The sequence below is a fragment of the Stenotrophomonas rhizophila genome, from assembly GCF_003651185.1.
Classification (GTDB): domain Bacteria; phylum Pseudomonadota; class Gammaproteobacteria; order Xanthomonadales; family Xanthomonadaceae; genus Stenotrophomonas; species Stenotrophomonas maltophilia_Z.
Window position 1 is genome coordinate 1,334,158 of sequence record NZ_RCDC01000004.1, and the last position, 16,839, is coordinate 1,350,996.

20 protein-coding genes are annotated in these 16,839 nt (G+C 68.3%); 10 read left to right on the plus strand and 10 right to left on the minus strand.

Going from position 1 to position 16,839, the window contains the following annotated elements:
- Positions 1-137: 137 nt before the first annotated feature.
- Positions 138-2,702 (plus strand): bifunctional lysylphosphatidylglycerol flippase/synthetase MprF, encoded by a 2,565-nt coding sequence (gene mprF / locus BCL79_RS06020; protein WP_121038647.1) that lies wholly within the window; start codon positions 138-140, stop codon positions 2,700-2,702.
- 27 nt (positions 2,703-2,729) lie between these two features.
- Here the strand turns inward: mprF and BCL79_RS06025 are convergent, their stop codons facing one another.
- The 4 genes from BCL79_RS06025 to BCL79_RS06040 form a co-directional block, all read right to left on the minus strand.
- Entirely contained in the window at positions 2,730-4,073 is a 1,344-nt protein-coding gene (locus BCL79_RS06025) for a virulence factor family protein (protein ID WP_121038650.1), read from the minus strand.
- Positions 4,074-4,151: 78 nt separating this feature from the next.
- Positions 4,152-4,799 carry a DUF998 domain-containing protein gene (locus BCL79_RS06030; protein WP_183073682.1) on the minus strand — a complete coding sequence of 216 codons (648 nt, stop codon included), beginning with the start codon at positions 4,797-4,799 and terminating at the stop codon, positions 4,152-4,154.
- A gap of 15 nt (positions 4,800-4,814) precedes the next feature.
- On the minus strand, positions 4,815-4,994 hold the full coding sequence (locus BCL79_RS06035; RefSeq protein WP_121038654.1) for an oxidoreductase-like domain-containing protein: 180 nt from the start codon (positions 4,992-4,994) through the stop codon (positions 4,815-4,817).
- 47 nt (positions 4,995-5,041) lie between these two features.
- Positions 5,042-5,647, minus strand: a complete 606-nt coding sequence (locus BCL79_RS06040; protein ID WP_121038657.1) for an HD domain-containing protein — start codon at positions 5,645-5,647, stop codon at positions 5,042-5,044.
- A gap of 229 nt (positions 5,648-5,876) precedes the next feature.
- Here BCL79_RS06040 and BCL79_RS06045 point away from each other — a divergent pair, with 229 nt between their 5' ends.
- Entirely contained in the window at positions 5,877-7,013 is a 1,137-nt protein-coding gene (locus BCL79_RS06045; RefSeq protein ID WP_121038661.1) for a tetratricopeptide repeat protein, read from the plus strand.
- 6 nt (positions 7,014-7,019) lie between these two features.
- Here BCL79_RS06045 and BCL79_RS06050 read toward each other — a convergent pair whose 3' ends face one another.
- Complete coding sequence (locus BCL79_RS06050) at positions 7,020-7,355, minus strand: zinc ribbon domain-containing protein YjdM (RefSeq protein ID WP_019183411.1); 336 nt, start codon at positions 7,353-7,355, stop codon at positions 7,020-7,022.
- Between the two features lie 118 nt (positions 7,356-7,473).
- On the opposite strand from BCL79_RS06050, the gene BCL79_RS06055 reads away from it, so the two are divergent.
- The 3 genes from BCL79_RS06055 to BCL79_RS06065 all read left to right on the plus strand — a co-directional run bounded on the left by BCL79_RS06055 (position 7,474) and on the right by BCL79_RS06065 (position 9,637).
- A complete protein-coding gene (locus tag BCL79_RS06055) occupies positions 7,474-8,829 on the plus strand; it encodes an Hsp70 family protein (RefSeq protein WP_121038664.1) in 1,356 nt (451 codons plus the stop codon).
- Positions 8,830-9,146: 317 nt separating this feature from the next.
- Complete coding sequence (locus BCL79_RS06060; protein WP_080114834.1) at positions 9,147-9,446, plus strand: YkgJ family cysteine cluster protein; 300 nt, start codon at positions 9,147-9,149, stop codon at positions 9,444-9,446.
- Positions 9,447-9,457: 11 nt separating this feature from the next.
- A complete protein-coding gene (locus tag BCL79_RS06065; protein WP_019183415.1) occupies positions 9,458-9,637 on the plus strand; it encodes a hypothetical protein in 180 nt (59 codons plus the stop codon).
- Positions 9,638-9,682: 45 nt separating this feature from the next.
- Here BCL79_RS06065 and BCL79_RS06070 read toward each other — a convergent pair whose 3' ends face one another.
- The 3 genes from BCL79_RS06070 to BCL79_RS06080 are packed head-to-tail and all read right to left on the minus strand — an operon-like array spanning position 9,683 to position 11,711.
- Complete coding sequence (locus BCL79_RS06070; RefSeq protein ID WP_121038667.1) at positions 9,683-10,564, minus strand: DUF4097 family beta strand repeat-containing protein; 882 nt, start codon at positions 10,562-10,564, stop codon at positions 9,683-9,685.
- Positions 10,565-10,575: 11 nt separating this feature from the next.
- The gene (locus BCL79_RS06075; RefSeq protein WP_121038670.1) at positions 10,576-11,130 is read right to left on the minus strand and encodes a hypothetical protein; all 555 of its coding nucleotides are present in this window, start codon (positions 11,128-11,130) and stop codon (positions 10,576-10,578) included.
- Positions 11,127-11,711, minus strand: coding sequence for an RNA polymerase sigma factor (locus BCL79_RS06080; RefSeq protein ID WP_121038673.1), 585 nt, complete (start codon positions 11,709-11,711; stop codon positions 11,127-11,129). Before BCL79_RS06080 ends, BCL79_RS06075 begins: the two co-directional genes overlap by 4 nt.
- Positions 11,712-12,022: 311 nt before the next feature.
- Here BCL79_RS06080 and BCL79_RS06085 point away from each other — a divergent pair, with 311 nt between their 5' ends.
- Both BCL79_RS06085 and BCL79_RS06090 read left to right on the plus strand, forming a co-directional pair.
- Positions 12,023-12,214: a hypothetical protein gene (locus BCL79_RS06085; RefSeq protein WP_121038676.1), complete on the plus strand. Its 192-nt coding sequence runs from the start codon at positions 12,023-12,025 to the stop codon at positions 12,212-12,214.
- Between the two features lie 80 nt (positions 12,215-12,294).
- Complete coding sequence (locus tag BCL79_RS06090) at positions 12,295-12,876, plus strand: mechanosensitive ion channel family protein (RefSeq protein WP_121038679.1); 582 nt, start codon at positions 12,295-12,297, stop codon at positions 12,874-12,876.
- A 46-nt stretch (positions 12,877-12,922) separates the two neighbouring features.
- Here BCL79_RS06090 and BCL79_RS06095 read toward each other — a convergent pair whose 3' ends face one another.
- Both BCL79_RS06095 and BCL79_RS06100 read right to left on the minus strand, forming a co-directional pair.
- Complete coding sequence (locus tag BCL79_RS06095) at positions 12,923-13,189, minus strand: DksA/TraR family C4-type zinc finger protein (protein WP_121038682.1); 267 nt, start codon at positions 13,187-13,189, stop codon at positions 12,923-12,925.
- Positions 13,190-13,298: 109 nt separating this feature from the next.
- The gene (locus BCL79_RS06100) at positions 13,299-13,850 is read right to left on the minus strand and encodes a DUF2058 domain-containing protein (RefSeq protein WP_121038685.1); all 552 of its coding nucleotides are present in this window, start codon (positions 13,848-13,850) and stop codon (positions 13,299-13,301) included.
- A gap of 73 nt (positions 13,851-13,923) precedes the next feature.
- On the opposite strand from BCL79_RS06100, the gene BCL79_RS06105 reads away from it, so the two are divergent.
- The 3 genes from BCL79_RS06105 (at position 13,924) to BCL79_RS06115 (ending at position 16,839) form a co-directional block, all read left to right on the plus strand.
- Entirely contained in the window at positions 13,924-14,421 is a 498-nt protein-coding gene (locus BCL79_RS06105; protein ID WP_121038688.1) for a M48 family metallopeptidase, read from the plus strand.
- 81 nt (positions 14,422-14,502) lie between these two features.
- The gene (locus BCL79_RS06110) at positions 14,503-15,213 is read left to right on the plus strand and encodes an rRNA pseudouridine synthase (RefSeq protein ID WP_121038691.1); all 711 of its coding nucleotides are present in this window, start codon (positions 14,503-14,505) and stop codon (positions 15,211-15,213) included.
- 48 nt (positions 15,214-15,261) lie between these two features.
- Positions 15,262-16,839, plus strand: coding sequence for a phospholipase D family protein (locus BCL79_RS06115; RefSeq protein ID WP_121038694.1), 1,578 nt, complete (start codon positions 15,262-15,264; stop codon positions 16,837-16,839).

The following is a 16,839-nucleotide window of genomic DNA, read 5'->3' on the forward strand; positions in this document are numbered from 1 at the left end:
GGCCCGGTGCGCAAAGCAGCCACAGCCCGCACACCGCGCCCGCTTGGCAAGCGTCGGCATCAGGCGCACGATTTGCCGGTCAGGCGGCCACGCCTGTGTTGACTCTTTCATCGCCCACCCCGGAGCACGCTGTACCGATGACCGACACCGCCCCTGCTCCCACCCCGGCCCGCGCCCCCTGGCGCCGCGCCGCGACCGTCGTCATCCCGCTGGTGATCCTGGCCTTGGCCCTGCGTGGGCTGGCCAACGAATTCGATGAGCATGGCTACCGCGCGATCCGCGAGGCGTTCCGGCATCTGGGCGCCGGCCAGATCGCGCTGACCGTGCTGCTTGGCCTGGCCAGCTATGCCTGCCTGATCGGTTTCGACGCGATCGGTCTGCGCCGCAGCGGCAAGCGCCTGCATCCGGCGCGGGTCGGCATCACCGCGTTCCTGGCGCATACGCTGGGGCAGACCTTGGGCTTTGCGGCCCTCACCGGCGGTGCCGTGCGCCTGCGTGGCTATGGCCGTGCCGGGCTGAGCCTGGGCGAGATCGGCCAGGTAGTGTTGATGAGCACACTGGGCTTCGTATTCGGTGCGTGGCTGCTGCTGGCGTTGGCCTTCCTGCTTGAACCCGGCGCGGCGGCGCTGGCGCTGCCGATCCCGGTGCAGGCGGTGCGGGTCATTGGCGTTCTCGGCCTGCTGGCCTATGCCGGCACGGTGCTGCTGGTCGGGCGTGAAGGTCGCAGTTTCCAGATCCGCGGGCATGCCTTGTGGCTGCCCGACCGCCGCACGATGCTCGGTGTCACTGCGCTGAGCGTGGTCGAACTGGTGCTGGCCAGTGCGGCGTTCTATGTGCTGCTGCCGATGGATACGCCAACCGGCCTGCCCGGTTTCGTCGGGCTGTATCTGGTCGCGGTGCTGGCGGGCCTGATCTCCAGCGTGCCAGCCGGGCTGGGCGTGTTCGAGTGGAGCCTGCTCAAGCTGTTGCCGCAGGTGGCGCCCGCTGCGGTGCTGGCGGCGGCGCTGATCTACCGCGTGACCTATTACGTGCTGCCGCTGCTGCTGGCCACGGCACTGGCGGTTGCGCCGGCGCTGCGCCGCCCGCTGCGTGCCGGTGCTGGTGCGACCCGGGTCGGCTGGACCGCGCTGCGCCCGTGGCTGCCGCAGATCATCGCGCTGGCGGTGTTCAGCGTCGGCGCCGCACTGGTGATCGACGGCACCCTGCCGACGCCGCGCCGGCACCTGATCTCCGCTTCGCTGCCGATCCTGGAAACCTCGCACCTGCTGGGCAGTCTGGCCGGTGTCGCGCTGCTGCTGATCGGCCAGGGCCTGCAGCGGCGCAGCCACGCCGCGTGGATGCTCGCGCTCGGCATCTGTGTGCTCTCGCCCTTGCCGATCTGGCTGCGCGGTGGGCAGGTGCTGATCGCGCTGTCGGCGCTGCTGGTGGCTGCCGCGCTGTGGGCCTCGCGCCGCGAGTTCTATCGCCAGGGCGCATTGCTGGACGAGGCCTGGTCATGGCCGTGGATCCGCAACCTCGGGCTGGTGCTGGTCGCGGTGATCTGGCTGCTGTTCTTCGTCTACAGCCACGTGGAATACCAGAACGAGCTGTGGTGGCAGTTCGCGCTGCAGGGCAACGCGCCACGCGCGCTGCGTGCCTTGTTGCTGGTAGCGATCGCGCTCACCATCTTCGGCCTGGCACGGTTGCTGCACAGCACGCGCAGCCCGTTGCCAGCCGCCGATGCCTCCACGCTGGACGCGCTCGCCCCGATCCTGGCAGCAACCGAAGACACCCAGGCGTGCCTGGTACTCACCGCGGACAAGGCGGTGCTGCGTGATGAGGCGCAGCGGGGCTTCGTGATGATGCAGCGCTACGGCGGCTCGTTGATTGCGATGGGCGATCCGGTCGGCCCGCCCGACGTGGTGCGTGCGCTGATCTGGCGCTTCCGTGAGGAAGCCGATCGGCTCGGCCTGCGCCCGGTGTTCTACCAGGTCGGTGAGGCGCACTGGCAGACCTATCTCGACCTCGGCCTGACCCTGGTCAAGCTTGGCGAAGAGGCGATGGTGCCGCTGCAGGCGTTCACGCTGGAAGGCCGCGATCGCGCGGATCTGCGCCAAGCCTGGAACCGCGGCAAGCGCGGTGGCTTGAGCTTCCGGGTGGCGGCGCCCGAGGAAGTACCGGGATTGCTGCCGGCGTTGTCGGTGGTCTCCCAGCAGTGGCTGGATGACAAGGCCGGCGATGAGAAGGGCTTTTCGCTGGGCAGTTTCGATCCGGCCTACCTGTCACGCTTTCCGGTCGCGCTGGTCGAAGCCGAAGGCCGCATCGTGGCCTTCGCCAATCTGTGGCAGGCACCGGCCGGCAATGAGCTGTCGGTCGACCTGATGCGGCATGTCGATGATGCGCCCAAGGGCACCATGGATTTCCTGTTCATCGAGCTGTTCCTGTGGGGCCGCGAGCAGGGTTTCCACCGGTTCTCGCTGGGCATGGCACCGCTGTCCGGGCTGGCCCAGCATCGCCTGGCCGGGCGCTGGAACCGCTTCGCCAACGTGGTCGCGCGGCATGGCGAACGCTTCTACGGCTTCAGCGGCCTGCGCCGTTTCAAGTCGAAGTTCGCCCCGGTCTGGCGCGCACGTTATCTGGCCGCGCCGGGCGGTGTGCACCTGCCCGCCGCCCTGCTTGATGCGACACGGCTGATCTCACTGGACCCGCGCCGGCACGATTGAGTCTGTGCCGGCAGAGACCGCAGGCGCTCAGCGTGCCGGCAGATGCTGGACGATGGTATCGGCGAGGCGGTCGTAATCGCCCTTGAAGTGATGGTCGCCGGGGAGCTTGATGACCTGCGCATTGCCACCGGCCGGAAGCGACGGGCACAGCGCGTCGCCATCGTCTTCGCCGAAGACGCACAACGTTTTGCCGGCAGGCAGCTTGGCCACCTCCGGCGCGATCGGCAGGCCATCGCCACCGCCGCCGAGCCAGTTGCTGACATGGAACTCATAGTCGGCAGTCTTGCCCACCGAGAGCAGCGCGATCATCGAGACCGATTCCCGGGTAGCCGGTGACAGCTGATTGATTGCCGCCGGCAGCACATCGGCGCCCTGCGAGAAACCGACCAGCACCACGTTGCGGCGCTGCCACTGGCGGCTGTAGTGGGTGGCGATGCGCTCCAGATCGCGGGCGAAGCCCTCAGGCGTGCGTGCGGTCCAGAAGTAACGCAGCGAATCCACCCCGACCACCGGCACCCCGGCCTCGCTCAGCGACGCGGCCACTTCCTTGTCCAGCCCGGCCCAGCCGCCATCGCCGGAGACGAAGATGGCGAAGGTGTCGCCCGGCTTGCTCGACGGCACATCGACCACCGGCAGGCCCTTGAGGTCATCCGGCGGCGGCGCCAGGCTGACGCCCTTCTGCGCGCCGATCACCTTGGCCGCGGCCAGCAGGCCGGGCAACGCGTCGCCCCGCGCGGTGCGCTCGAACTGGCGCCCCATGCCGACCTTGCGCACGAATGCGGCCGACTCGCCGGCCGGGCAATGCACATCGCCGGCAGCGTTCAACCACGGGAAATTCAGTTCCGCCGGCTGCAGGCGGCCGTGGCTGCTGCCGGCGCCGCAGACCTTGCGCTCGCGCACGCCCGAGGGGCAGAAGCCGGTGGTAAGCAGTCCAGCGAATACCTGGGTATCGGCCTCGGCGGCCACCGCGTACGCCAGCGCCGCGCCCTCGCCATCGCCGCCGATCAGCGGCAGGTGGTAGCCCGGCACGTGCAGATAGGCCTGGAACCAGCGCGAGAAATTCTCCACATCGCCGGCACCGAAGGCGCAATCACCGCTCTTCTCGCGGGCCAGCACCTGGCGCAGATGCGCGACATCGACCTGGGCAACCAGCGCGCCTTCGGCACGCAGCGCATCGATACGCTGCTGGCTGTCGGGGTGGCCGGCAGTGCCGTCGAACCACACCACCACCCGCTGCGGGTGACCGTCCGGGAGGTACACCGGCACGTTCTCGAAACGACCGTGACTGAGCGGCGGCGGCGCGGCCAGCGCCTGTCCGGACATCCCCGCCAGCACCACACCCAGCATCATCCCCCAACCGGCTCGCCGCATCGTCGCGCATCCCATGACTAGTGTGCCAACGATACGCCCCTGCTCCGCCAAGGGCATGTACAGACCGTGGCCGGACGCTCAGCGCGCGTCGCGACGCGCCTGCCGCCACAGCTGCCAGGCCACCGAGACCAGCCACACCAGCACCACGGCGATCACCAGCTTCTGCCCGGCGCCGCGCGGCGGGCCGCGCCACAGCACGTGCAGCCACAGCAGCACGAAGCACAGCCAGGCCCACCACCAGACCGGCCCGGCCCAGCCGCGCCAGCGCGGATCGGCACGTAGATACCAGCTCTGCAGCAGCATCGCCACACTCACGCACAGGAACGCGGTATTGGCCGACAGCCCGTGCACCAGCGGTGCCAGCAGCGGCGCGCGCTCGGGCAGCCAGCTGTCGCCGATCGCCACGCCCATCAGGCCCAGCGCGGCTACCCAGAACAGCAGGGGGGCCGCTGCACTGCGTCGCGGCGAGCGACTGTTGGCATGCAGGGAGACGGCCAGCAGCATGATCGCCAGCGCCAGCAGGCAGTAAGCGGTGCGCAATGCCAGCCCCCACGGGCCATGCAGGTACAGGCTCAGGGTGGCCTGCACCCAGTCCAGGTCATCGCGTGCCCATTGCGTCCACAGCGCGGTAGCGATGAACAGCCCCAGCGCCATCAGCGTGGTCAGGGCGGCACGTCCGTGATGCTGCGCGGGCCAGCGGGAAGGGCATGGCAGGGGACGCGACATCTCCAGCTCCTGGGGTCAGTCGGTGGACTCGGGGTGACGCTCCTTCCAGGCGGCCAGCGCGGCGCGATAGCGCTGCAGCTCATCGCTGTACAGATCCAGCACGCACAGCGGGCAGCCGCTGCCGCAGCACTCGTTGGGGCCGGGCTCTTCCGGCGGCTGCGGACGCGGATCGGGATCTGGAACGGACACGGACATGGCCACACACGTAGGGAAAACAGCGCGCACAGTGTAGCGGGCGTGGTTCAGCGCTCAACCCGCCGGCGCAGATTGTCGCGCGCGGCCGCATCCAGCCGCTGGTGGAAGAAGTCGCTCAGGAAGATCCGCGGTTGCGCCAGCACCTGCTTGAGAAAGCGCCGGCGGTTGAGCCGGAACAGGAAGCCCGGCACGTGCCCGGCGTACTCCTCGGCGATGCCGCGGTCGTACGCATCGAACACCGCCGCCGGCGCCCCCAGAATGGCCATGTCGCAATCCAGGAACAGCGCCGCCTCCGGGTCGACGTCGCCAGGCGCGAGCTTGCTGTGGCGGGCGGTCAGTTCGATCAGCTCGACCACCCGCGTCGCATCGATCCCGGCCTCCGGCAGCCACCGTGCGATGGCCTGGCGTGCCATGTCGGCCGAGCGCGCTTCGTTGTCGCCCCGGCCCGCGTCGTAGATGGCGTCGTGATAGAGCGCGGCCAGGTGCACCTCACGCGGCCTGACCCAGCCCGGACCGGCCTCGGCAACCGTGCGGCAGTGCTGCAGGACGGCCTGGACGTGCGACCAGTTGTGATACGCCCGCGGCGGCAGGGCGTAGGCGGTTTCCAGCGCGGCAAGCTGCCCGGCGGGCAGCGGAATCGGTTCGACGTGCATGCACGCATGATTGGCCGTCGCAGCGACGCTGGCAAGCCGGGCGGTGCTTTTTTGACCACCTTCACAGAACCGTTGCCGCGCAGTGGGTGCGTCCGGTTATCCACATGTTTGTCGACCGCTGATCCACATCCCCTGTGGATGGCGCGATCGGCCGATGAACGGCATGCCGGCGCCCGACGACGCGCCTAGACTGGCGTGGACGGACCCAACGCCTCGCGAGGTGACGGCGATGACCGCATGCAGACTCTTCCTGATCGCGTGGATGGCCGTGGCCGCTACGCCGGTCTGGGCGGCCGACACGGCGCCGCCGGCCGCAGCTGAGCCAAGCGCCACCGCACTGCCCACGCCGGCGCAGATCCTTGAGGTGCCCGCCCCGCTGCTCGCCCTGCTGCACGAACGGGTCATCGATCCGGGCTACGCGCGCGAGCGCCGCCTGCAGCGGCTGGTCGAGATGATCTTCGACGAACACGGGCTGCACCTGGCCTACGACCCCGACGCGACCCATACGATCGGTGAAACGTGGCAGACGCGGCGCGCCAACTGCCTCTCGTTCACCCTGCTGTTCGTCACCCTTGCCAACCTCGCCGGCATCGATGCGCATGTCCAGGAAGTGGCGCAGGTGGTGAGCTGGTACCAGGCCTCCGGGGTGATCTACAGCGTGGGCCACGTCAACGCGGGCATCGTGCTGGACGGGCGCAGCGGCACGGTCGATCTGGACCACAGCGTGCTGTATGACCGCCTCGGCCCGCAGCGCATCAACCGGCAACGCACGCTGGCGCATTTCTACAACAACCGCGGGGCCGACCGCATGGCCGCCGGCGATACCGGGGGCGCGCGCGCCTACTTCCGCGCCGCGCTGGGCATGGCGCCGGACTTCGTGGCCGCCTGGAACAACCTGGGCGTTCTGGATGCGCGCATGGGCAAGCTGGACCAGGCCCGCAGGGACTATGGAACCGCCCTGCGCCTGCAACCGCGGCATGGCGCCAGCCTGAGCAATGCCAGCGCGCTGTACCGGCGCACGGGCGACACCCGGCAGGCCGGCCTGCTGGCCAGCCGGCTGGCGCGCGTACAGCGCGACGATCCCTTCGCCCAGTACATGTTCGGCGCCCAGGCCGAGCAGCGCCGGGACTACGCCGCGGCGGTGCGTTTCTACCGCCGGGCCGTCCGCCTCTACGAGACCGCCCATCCCTTCCACTTCGCGCTGGCCCGGAGCTACTTCCTGGCCGGCGATGCGCGCCGGGCCTCGATCGAAATGCAGCGCGCACGGGATCTGGCCGGCGAAAACGGCGACGCCCTCAGATCCCGCTACCAGGCCAAGCTGGACAGCCTGCAGCGCTGGCGCCAGCGCGGCACCAACGCCAACTGAGCCGGCTCAGGCCTTCTTGAGGAAGCAGGTCTTCAGGACCAGGCCCTTGATCTTTTCCGAGTTGCCTTCGATGTGCTCGGCATCGTCCTCGACCAGGCGGATATTGCGGATCACGGTGCCCTGCTTGAGCGGGATCGAGGAGCCCTTCACCTTCAGGTCCTTGATCACGGTCACGGTGTCGCCGGCGGCCAGCACGTTGCCGTTGCTGTCGCGTACCACCAGGGCCTCGCCGCCACCGTCACCGGCCGCCCACTCGTGGCCGCAATCCGCGCAGATGAAAAGCGCGCCATCGGCATAGGTGTTTTCCAGGGTGCACTGCGGGCAGGCGGGAATGGCGGACATCGACAGCTCTTCGGTTACGAAACGGCCGTTAGTGTAACCGCCCGTTACCTGCTGCCCTTGCGTCGGCGGTCCCGTTGCCGCAAAGTGCGCGCCCCCTGACCACCGGCCCGGCCCCCGCATGAAACTCGGCATCGACTTTGGCACCAGCAACTCCGCCGCCGCCGTGGTGATCGACGGCAAGGTCGTGCCGATCCAGTTCGGCCAGGCCGAACAGTTCCGCACCACGGTGTATTTCCCCGAGGTGATGCGCGACCCGAACGACTTCGAACTGACCCCGGCGCTGGAACACGATCTGGCCCGGCTGGTCGACGCGGCCGCGCGCGATGCCCGCGCCGCCGGCCAGGAGCGTACCCCCGATGCACTGCGCCGCGAGGCCCTGCGCGTGGTGCGCCGGCAGTGGATGGAAGAGCAGATGCGCGCCCCGCTCAGCTCCACCACCCTGCTGCAGAACGCGGTCTACGGCGATGACGCGCTGGAGGCCTACTTCGAAGAGAACGAAGGCAACCTGGTGCAGAGCCCCAAGTCGATGCTCGGCTACAACCTGCACCCGCGTGCGCGCCAGACCATCGCCGGCATCGCCACGCACATCCTCGAGCACATCCGCCTGACCGCCTCGCGCCAGCTGGACACGCCGATCCGCACCGCCACGCTGGGCCGCCCGGTCCAGTTCCGCAGCTCGATCGGCGAGGCCGGCAACGCGCAGGCGCTGGAGATCCTGCACGGTGCGGCGATCGCAGCCGGCTTCGACAGCATCGATTTCCTCGAAGAGCCGGCGGCCGCCGCGATGCATTACCACGCCGAGAGCCCGCAGGAGCATGACGCGGTGGTGGTGGATATCGGCGGTGGTACCACCGATGTCGCCCATGCGCGCGTGGGCGGCGGCCAGGCCCCGACCATCCACCGCGCCTGGGGTATCGCCCGTGGCGGTACCGATATCGATCTGGCGCTGAGTCTGGGCGGCTACATGCCGTTGTTCGGCCGCGGCATCACCCGCGTGCCGGCGCACCACTATGTAGAAGCGGCGATGGTGCAGGACATGACCCGCCAGCGTGATTTCCGCCAGCACACCTACCGTGATGTGGACGCGCCGTTCGGCCCGCGCCTGACCGCCCTGCAGGACACCGGCAATACCGCGCGCCTGTATCGTGAAGTCGAGCGCTGCAAGATCGCCCTCAGCAGCGTGGCCAGCCACGACAGCGCGCTGGACTTCATCGAGCGCGGCCTGCAGATGCAGATCGATGCCTCGCGGCTGGAGACCGCCGCCGGCGGGTATCTGGGCGAGCTGACCGCCCTGCTGGAGCAGGTGCGCAGCGACATCGGCCACGACCCGGCAGCGGTGTTCCTGACCGGCGGCATGTCGCGCGCCGGCTACCTGCAGCAGGCCGTGGCCAACGCGTTCCCGGGCTCGACCCTGGTTCGCGGAAATCCGTCCTTCGGTGTGGTGCACGGGCTGGCATTGGCCGCCGCCAACTGATCCACCGGCAGCGCCAGGCCTTGCCCCGCAAGGCCTGAAGAGGCGTGAACGGCCTTATTAACAAAACGTTACGCCGAAAGCGCTATCATCTTTCGGCTTCAAAGCGCAATGCGCTTGACGCAACAAGCACCATCTTCCGGGCCTCCCAGGCCACCGTCCTCTTCGATGCTGCCACCGTCCGGACCTGTCCGCGGTGCCGGGATCGCTCATCGCTGTGATCCGGCTCGTTCACAGCCTGCTGCACCCCGAGCCGCCAAGAGACACTCAGATTGGGCGAACGCCTGGCTGCACTTCTTACATCGTCCGAGCCCGACCCCATCGATTGCCGTCGTTGCGACGCGGTGTGCTGTCGGCTCACCGTCACCGTCATGCCTGACGACAACGTGCCCGGTTACCTGCTGGACACCGATGCGCGTGGCGGCACGGTGATGGCACGCAACGAAGAAGGCTGGTGCGCTGCGATCGACCCGTATCACCTGCGCTGCACGATCTACTCGCAGCGACCCGCGATCTGCCGTCAGTTCGACATGGGCGGCGATGATTGCCGCCTCGTGCGGCAGGACTACCGTCGACAACAGCAGGATCTGTCGACGTTTTCTTCCACGCTTCATCCATAGCAGGAGCATCCATGGCTCGTACGCCAAAGACCTCCCCCAAGGCAAGCAACACCGTTCGCGTCGACCGCAAGCAAGGGTCCAACTCCGCCGTCAGCAGCCAGAGCATCGCTGCGGATCTGGCTGCCTTCCGTAAAGGTGGCGGCAAGATCGAAGTGCTGGGCAATACCCTGGCGCTGAAGAAAGCCGGCTGACGTTGCTGCCGACCGCACCGGCATTGGCCGGTGCGGTGGCCGCACTCAGCGGCCCAGGCTGACCCGCACGCTCCCGGAATGGGAGTTGATCGAAATATCCCCATCGCCCGACCCCAGACGCGCATCCAGGCTGCTGCCCGGGCCATAACGCGGCTTTTCCACCTGCCCGGCGTCGGACTGGATGCCACCGCTGAACGTCTTGACGTTCAACTGCGCCGAGACAGTGGCCGGCAGCTTCAGCGCGACCGAACCGCTGACCGTCTGCATCGTCACCTTGCCGCCCGGCGCCATGCCGGTCGCGCTCACGTCCAGGCTGCCCGAGACGGTTTCCACCGCCAGCCGCTGGATCCGCCCGGCATTGACGTTGACCCGGCCGGAAACCGATTCGGCCGCCACTTCCCCTGACGCCCCACCGCCGGCCAGCAACTGGCCACTGACCGTGCGCGCATCCAGGCGTGCGGTCTGCAGCTGCGAGCGGATGCCACCACTGACCGTGTTCAACGTGGTCTCGCCACTGCGCCCGGCCGCGGTGATGCTGCCGCTGACACTGTTGGCCTGCAGGCGGCGCACGTCGATGTCGGCGACGTCGATGTCGGCGCTGATGGTGCCCAGCTGCACTTCCACCGAACGCGGCACGCGCAGCTCCAGGGTCGCCCCGCCGTTGCTGCGGCCACGCGGGTACTCCACTTCCCAGCGCACCCGGTTGCTGCTCTTGTCCTGCTTGAGGGTGAGCCCATCGGCCATCGAACCGGTCAGCGCCACGTCGCTGCGGTCCCAGCCGCGCACGGTCACTTTGCCGGCGATGTTGCTGATCTCCACGCGGCCGCCGGCCCCCAGTGGGTGGCGCTCATTGACGTTGGTGGCGGCCTGGGCAACCAGCGGCAGGCACAGGGCCAGGGCGGCGATCAGGGACAGAGGAATGCGCATGGGGTTCTCCTTCAAGTGGGCAGGCCGGCGGACAGCACCGCCTGCTGGGTGAGTTCCAGCCGCAGCGCGTAGGTACGCTGCAGTTGCCCGAGCAGATAGCGCGAGCGGGGATTTTCAGCGATGGCCGCGCGGATGTTGTCCGCGCTGGCGTCGAGTTCATGCAGGGCCGGGCGCCACTCATCGGTGAGATCGGCACTGGGCAGAGCTGCAATGGCCTGCTGGTATTCACCGGCCATCGCATCGGCCTGGCGTTGCAGCAGCGATGGTGCCGGCGTGTGCGGGACCGGCGTCGGCACCACCATCAGCAGCGCCAGCGCGGCGGCCAGGCCGAGCCCGATGCGCAGCGGCCAGCGTTGCCGCCGGCGGCGTGTCGGCAGCGTTGCCACCGCAACCGCCGGGGCCGGGGCCGGGGCCTGGGCCTGGGCCTGGGCCTGGCCTGGCAGCTGCGCGGCAATGCCCTGCCACACCCGTGCCGGCGGGACGCGCTCGGTTGGCAGGGCGCGCAGGCGTGCACTCAGCTCGTCGTGAGCGGACAGTTCGTCGTGATCGGAATCATGGGGGGTCATGCGGTTTCTCCTAGGCGTGCACGCAGCAGGCCGCGCGCACGGTGCAGCTGTGCTTTGGAACTGCCGACGGCCATCTGCAGCTGGTCGGCGATTTCCTGGTGTTTCCACCCTTCGATGTCATGCAGGACCAGGACCGCGCGGGCCCGTGGCGGCAGTGTTTCCAACGCGCGCTCCAGGTCCATCGAGGTGCCGGCGCAGCGGTCCTGGGCGGGCAGCATGGCCAGCGACTCCCAGCCCTCCTCACCGGCATCGCGCGCATCGCCGGTGGCGTTGGCGCGCAGTTCCATCAGCGCTGCATTCACGCCCAGGCGGTGCAGCCAGGTGCCCAGGCTGCTTTCGAAACGGAAGCCCGGCAGGGCGCGCCATGCCTGCAGGAAGGCCTCCTGCAGGGCATCCTCGGCGCGGGCCGCGTGGCCGCCGCACAGCCGCCACAGCACGGCGTATACACGCGGCGAATGCCGTCGGTAGATGCGTTCGTACGCGGTCACGTCGCCGGCCGCCGCGGCACGCACCAGGGCGTGGTCATCGGCGGCGTCGGCCTGGGTCGTGGCGCTGGAGGCGGGCATGGTCGTGTCGAGCATATCCGTTGGATGCGGGGGGCATGGAAAAGGTTTAAGCCCGTTCTGACTTTCTTTTCAGGTGCCTCCGCTTGGGGCTGCTGCGAGCGTGAGGGCCCCGTAGCAACCGGCAGGCCCCTCGGCAAATGTCGCCCGGCCGCCGCCTTAAGGCGACGACCTCCTCCTTGATTTTGCCCAGGGGCCTACCGGCCGCTACGGGACTCGCGTGTGGCACGCGTGCGGCAAGGCGGATTATTTCTGCGGTCTTTAAACCTTCCTGGCCGGCGCTGCATCCAATCCCATGTCACTACCGGCCCCCGCCAAGGAGTATTCCCATGTCTTCCAGTTGCCTGGCCCTGCTGCTCTCGCTGGCCACCGGCTGCACGCTGCCGTGGAGCCCGCTGCAGATCCAGGTCACGTTGAGGTCTGAAGCACCCGATGTCTGTGTGCAGTACGCGCAGAACGCGCCGCTGTGTGCCTCGGCGATGATCGCTGTGTTCGATGTGTACGGCAGGAAGCCGGAGTAAGCCGGCACCACGATGCGGTGAGGCGCATCGGCATTACCATGGCGGGATCGGCACTAACGCTGCAAAGGAATTCCTCCCCCATGAAAGACCATCTGCCCGCCTGGACCCACGAATGGCTGCACTACGGGGTCCCTGCCCTGCAGATTCTGGTGACCCTGCTGGTGGCCTGGCTGCTGCGGCTGGTTGCCCGGCGGCTCATCCGCCGCGTCGGTGAGCACTACACACTCCCGCCGGAAATGATCATGGGCGCGCGCCGGGTGTTCACCTTCGTGGTGTATTTCACCGTGCTGCTGATCGTGCTCAACATCGTGGGCGTCTCGGCAACGGTACTTTGGACCGCTTTCACCGGGTTCGCCGCGGTCGGCGCGGTGGCGTTCTTCGCGGCGTGGAGCGTGCTGTCCAACATCTTCTGCACGCTGCTGATCTTCACCACGCGGCCGTTCCGCCTGCACGATTACATCGAGCTGCTGGAGAACGGTGAGAAGCCTGGACTCAAGGGCCGCGTGATCGACATCAACCTGATCTACACCACATTGCAGGAAACCGGCAGCGGGCATGAAGGCACGGTGCTGCAGATGCCCAACAACATGTTCTTCCAACGCACCGTGCGCCGTTGGCGCGATCCTTCGCAGGCGCCGGGCGGGATTCAAGGGGACGGCTGAGTCCCGCCGCCATCGGCCAGGCAATGCCCGGGCGCAGGATCGATACCTAGCGCAGCTGGCTGTCCTTGCTGCCGCGGCGGTTGTAGCCGCTGCCCTCCTGCTGGGCGGCGTCCTCTTCTTCCTGGCAGCGCACGCACAGGCGTACGCCGGGTACGGCCTTCCGCCGCGCCTCGGGAATGGGCGCGTCGCAATGCTCGCAGTGGGTCAAACCGGGGCCGTCGCGCAGCTGCGCGCGTGCCCGCTGGATGGCTTCATCGACGGTGGCGTCGATCTGATCCTGGACGGCACCGTCGCCAGCCCAACCTGTCGCCATGATGTGTCTCCCATGCCGGTGTCAGGCCACCAGCATAGACCCCGTCCACCGCGCCCAGCCAACGTAGGGCTGAACGCCCGCGGCGCCGGGTGAACGCTTCAGACGTGGCTTACCAGACCAGGTCGTCCGGCACCTGGAACTGGGCGTAGTACGCATCGTCCTCGGCGTTGCCGGTGCTCGGTTCGCTGCCGGGCTGGGCGTTGTCGAGCACGATCACACTGGCATCGCGCTCGCGGACCTTCTCGGCCGCAGCCCGCGGCAGCAGTTCGAAACCGTCGCGATGGCGCACGATCACCAGGCTGCCCGAGGCCAGCTGGCGGCGCAGCACGTTGTTGACCAGCAGGGTGCGGATCACGGTGCCGTCGTTGAAGCGGTACTCGCTCTCGCCTTCACGCTTGACCTTGTGCGCCTCGACGATCTGGCGGACCTGGGCCTGCAGCTCCTGGGCGTGGGCCTTGGCCTTGCGCTCGGCTTCCAGCGCACGATCGCGTTCAGCCTTTTCCGCACGCAGGCGCTCGGCCTCGCGCTGGCTGTCGCTGGGCGCGACGGGGGCCTTGCCGTGACGGGCTTTCACCTGTTCACGGGCGGCCTGGGAGACCTGGGATTTCTTGACCAGCCCAGCCTTGAGCAGCTGCTCCTGCAGGGGATTTGCCTTCGCCATACGCCTAGCATCTGTTGTTGCGGGATTCCGGGGGCCATCATACTGGTCTGCCCGCCCCGCCCCAACCGCCCGCATGACCGCCCTGAAGTACCTCGCCGGCTATCCCGACGCCCTGCAGCAGCAGGTGCGCGAGCTGATCGCGGGCGACCGGCTGGGGCCGTGGCTGGAGCGCCGCTATGCCGAACTGCATACCGTCCGCAACGACCGCCAGCTCTACGACTACACCCAGGGCCTGAAAGAGCGCTACCTGCGCCAGTCCGCGCCGCTGTCCAAGGTGATCTACGACAGCAGGCTGCAGGTCCTCAAGCACGCGCTGGGCACGCACACCACGGTCTCGCGGGTGCAGGGCAGCCGGCTCAAGGCCAGCCGAGAGATCCGCATCGCCACGGTGTTCCGCGAGGCGCCGGCCCCGTTCCTGAAGATGATCGTGGTGCATGAACTGGCCCACCTGAAGGAATCGGACCACAACAAGGCCTTCTACCAGCTGTGTACCCACATGGAAGCGGACTACCACCAGCTGGAGTTCGATCTGCGCCTGTACCTGACCCACCTGGAACGCACGCCGGCCTGAGCCGCAGCGACCCTCATCGCGCAGCGCCGGGCCCCAGCCAGTACACTCCCCGCCCGCTTCCCGTTTTATGTTGCCTGCCCCATGACCGACCCGATCCGACTCGACAAACGCCTGACCAGCCTGATCGGCTGCTCCCGTGGCGACGCCCAGCGCTACATCGAGGGCGGCTGGGTGACCGTCAACGGCCAGGTGGTCGAACAGCCGCAGACGATGGTCACCGACGAGGACATCGTACTGCGCGAGAACGCAGAGGCAACCCGCACCGAGACCGTGAGCATGCTGCTGCACAAGCCGGCCGGCATGCGCTCGGACGAACTGTGCGCCCTGGTGACCCCGGAAAGCCGCAGTGAACTCGACGCCACCGGTGTGACCCTGCTGCAGCGGCATTTCCACGCCCTGCAGCTGGTGATGCCGCTGTCCGATGACGAGAGCGGCCTGGTGGTGGTCAGTCAGGACGGGCGCGTGATCTCGCACCTGAAGGATCGCGGCGCAACGCTGGAGCAGGAATACCTGGTGGAAGTCAGTGGCGAGCTGGCGCCCTACGGCATGAAGCGCCTCGCGCACGGCCTGAGCTTCCGCAGCTGGCCGTTGCCACCGTGCAAGGTGAGCTGGCAGAACGAAACCCGCCTGCGCTTTGCGATCAAGCCGGTGCATCCGGGCCAGCTGCGCGACATGTGCGCCCAGGTCGGGCTGGAGGTCATCAGCATCCGCCGCCTGCGCATCGGCCGCGTGGCGATGGGCAAGCTGGTCCCGGGCCAGTGGCGTTACCTGGCGCCGGACGAGCGTTTCTAAACCGCGCCAGCACTCGCCCTGCACGCCCCGGCCGCTTACGATCGGGGCATGACCGAGAAAAAACCGTTCTGGCGCCGGCTGCTGCGCTGGCTGGGGATCGTTGTCGCCCTGCTGATCCTGCTGGTCCTCAGCGGCCTGCTGCTGGCCGATCACCTCACCCCGCAGGCCGTGGGCGAGCGTTCGACGGTGCTGCCCACGCAGGCCGACCAGACCCCGATCGATCGCGAGCTGGTCCGCCTGCAGGCCGAGCACCCCGGCCAGACCGGTGTGGCCTTCCTGTCCGACGGGCTGGACGCATACGCCGCACGCGCGGTGATCACCCAGCACGCCGGGCGCAGCCTGGACCTGCAGTACTACATCTGGCACGACGACCTCATCGGCCATCTCATGGCCAACGAGTTGTACCGCGCCGCCGAGCGCGGCGTGCGGGTACGCATCCTGCTCGATGACATGAACGCGCAGGACAAGGACGCGCTGATGATGGCGCTCGATGCGCACCCCAACATCGAGATCCGCCTGTACAACCCGTTCCGCAACCGCAGCGGGCTCTGGCGCCTGGTCGAGATGGTGCAGCGCGTTTTCAGCGTCAACCACCGGATGCACAACAAGTCATGGATCGCCGATGGGCGCGTGGCGATCGTCGGTGGCCGCAACATCGGCGAGGAGTATTTCAGCGCACGCCCGGATGTGAACTTCCGCGACCTGGACCTGCTGGTGGCCGGCGAAGCGGTGCAGCAGGCCAACACGATCTTCGACGAGTACTGGAACAGCGATACCGCCGTGCCGATCCGTGCGCTGGCGTTCTACACCGAACCGCAGCTGCGCCTGCTGATCCGCGAAAGCGAGCACGAAGCGCGCCTGGACAGTGCCAAGCCCTACCTGGAACGCGTGGCGCGTTCGCAGGCGGAGAAATCGTATTACCGCGATGCGCTGGATCTGCACTGGTCAAACCACGTGGCCATCGCCTCGGACCCGCCGATGAAGCACCGCCGCGACGATCAGGCCGGCTGGCTGGTGACGCGCCTGGTGCAGGAGCTGCAGAGCACGCAGCACAAAGCCTTGCTGATCTCGCCCTACTTCGTGCCCGGCGAGGAGGGCACCGAGGGGCTGGGCGCGATGGTGGCGCGTGGCGCGCAGGTCGGGGTGATCACCAACTCCCTGGCCGCCAATGACGTGGCCGCCGTGCACAGCGGTTACATGCACTACCGGGCACCGTTGCTGCGCAGTGGCGTGCAGCTGTACGAGCTCAAATCGCGCGGCAACGTTGATGGCGGCGGCCTGTTCGGCAGCAGTGGCGCCAGCCTGCATACCAAGGCCTTCATGATCGACGACCAGCGCGGCTTCGTCGGCTCGTTCAATCTGGACCCTCGCTCGGCGTATCTGAACACCGAGATGGGCGTGCTGTTCGACGATCCGGTGCTGGCCGCGCAGCTGCGCGGGGAATACCTGCGCCTGGCCAGCCCACGCCAGAGCTACTGGGTGGCCCTGGGACCGGACGGCGACGTGCGTTGGCTGGAGCGGGATGCGCAGCCGCCGCACTGGCTGTCTACCGAACCGGACACCGGGTTCTGGCTGCGGGCCAGCGCACGCGCGATCAGCTGGCTGCCGCTGGAGTCGCAGCTCTAG

Coding starts and splice junctions, on each gene's coding strand:
- BCL79_RS06090 (WP_121038679.1), top strand. CDS start 12,295: ATGAAAGACCATCTGCCCGCCTGGACCCACGAATGGCTGCACTACGGG.
- mprF (WP_121038647.1), top strand. CDS start 138: ATGACCGACACCGCCCCTGCTCCCACCCCGGCCCGCGCCCCCTGGCGC.
- BCL79_RS06075 (WP_121038670.1), bottom strand. CDS start 11,130: ATGACCCCCCATGATTCCGATCACGACGAACTGTCCGCTCACGACGAG.
- BCL79_RS06080 (WP_121038673.1), bottom strand. CDS start 11,711: ATGCTCGACACGACCATGCCCGCCTCCAGCGCCACGACCCAGGCCGAC.
- BCL79_RS06065 (WP_019183415.1), top strand. CDS start 9,458: ATGGCTCGTACGCCAAAGACCTCCCCCAAGGCAAGCAACACCGTTCGC.
- BCL79_RS06030 (WP_183073682.1), bottom strand. CDS start 4,799: ATGTCGCGTCCCCTGCCATGCCCTTCCCGCTGGCCCGCGCAGCATCAC.
- BCL79_RS06045 (WP_121038661.1), top strand. CDS start 5,877: ATGACCGCATGCAGACTCTTCCTGATCGCGTGGATGGCCGTGGCCGCT.
- BCL79_RS06035 (WP_121038654.1), bottom strand. CDS start 4,994: ATGTCCGTGTCCGTTCCAGATCCCGATCCGCGTCCGCAGCCGCCGGAA.
- BCL79_RS06070 (WP_121038667.1), bottom strand. CDS start 10,564: ATGCGCATTCCTCTGTCCCTGATCGCCGCCCTGGCCCTGTGCCTGCCG.
- BCL79_RS06095 (WP_121038682.1), bottom strand. CDS start 13,189: ATGGCGACAGGTTGGGCTGGCGACGGTGCCGTCCAGGATCAGATCGAC.
- BCL79_RS06055 (WP_121038664.1), top strand. CDS start 7,474: ATGAAACTCGGCATCGACTTTGGCACCAGCAACTCCGCCGCCGCCGTG.
- BCL79_RS06105 (WP_121038688.1), top strand. CDS start 13,924: ATGACCGCCCTGAAGTACCTCGCCGGCTATCCCGACGCCCTGCAGCAG.
- BCL79_RS06085 (WP_121038676.1), top strand. CDS start 12,023: ATGTCTTCCAGTTGCCTGGCCCTGCTGCTCTCGCTGGCCACCGGCTGC.
- BCL79_RS06050 (WP_019183411.1), bottom strand. CDS start 7,355: ATGTCCGCCATTCCCGCCTGCCCGCAGTGCACCCTGGAAAACACCTAT.
- BCL79_RS06040 (WP_121038657.1), bottom strand. CDS start 5,647: ATGCACGTCGAACCGATTCCGCTGCCCGCCGGGCAGCTTGCCGCGCTG.
- BCL79_RS06115 (WP_121038694.1), top strand. CDS start 15,262: ATGACCGAGAAAAAACCGTTCTGGCGCCGGCTGCTGCGCTGGCTGGGG.
- BCL79_RS06025 (WP_121038650.1), bottom strand. CDS start 4,073: ATGCGGCGAGCCGGTTGGGGGATGATGCTGGGTGTGGTGCTGGCGGGG.
- BCL79_RS06110 (WP_121038691.1), top strand. CDS start 14,503: ATGACCGACCCGATCCGACTCGACAAACGCCTGACCAGCCTGATCGGC.
- BCL79_RS06100 (WP_121038685.1), bottom strand. CDS start 13,850: ATGGCGAAGGCAAATCCCCTGCAGGAGCAGCTGCTCAAGGCTGGGCTG.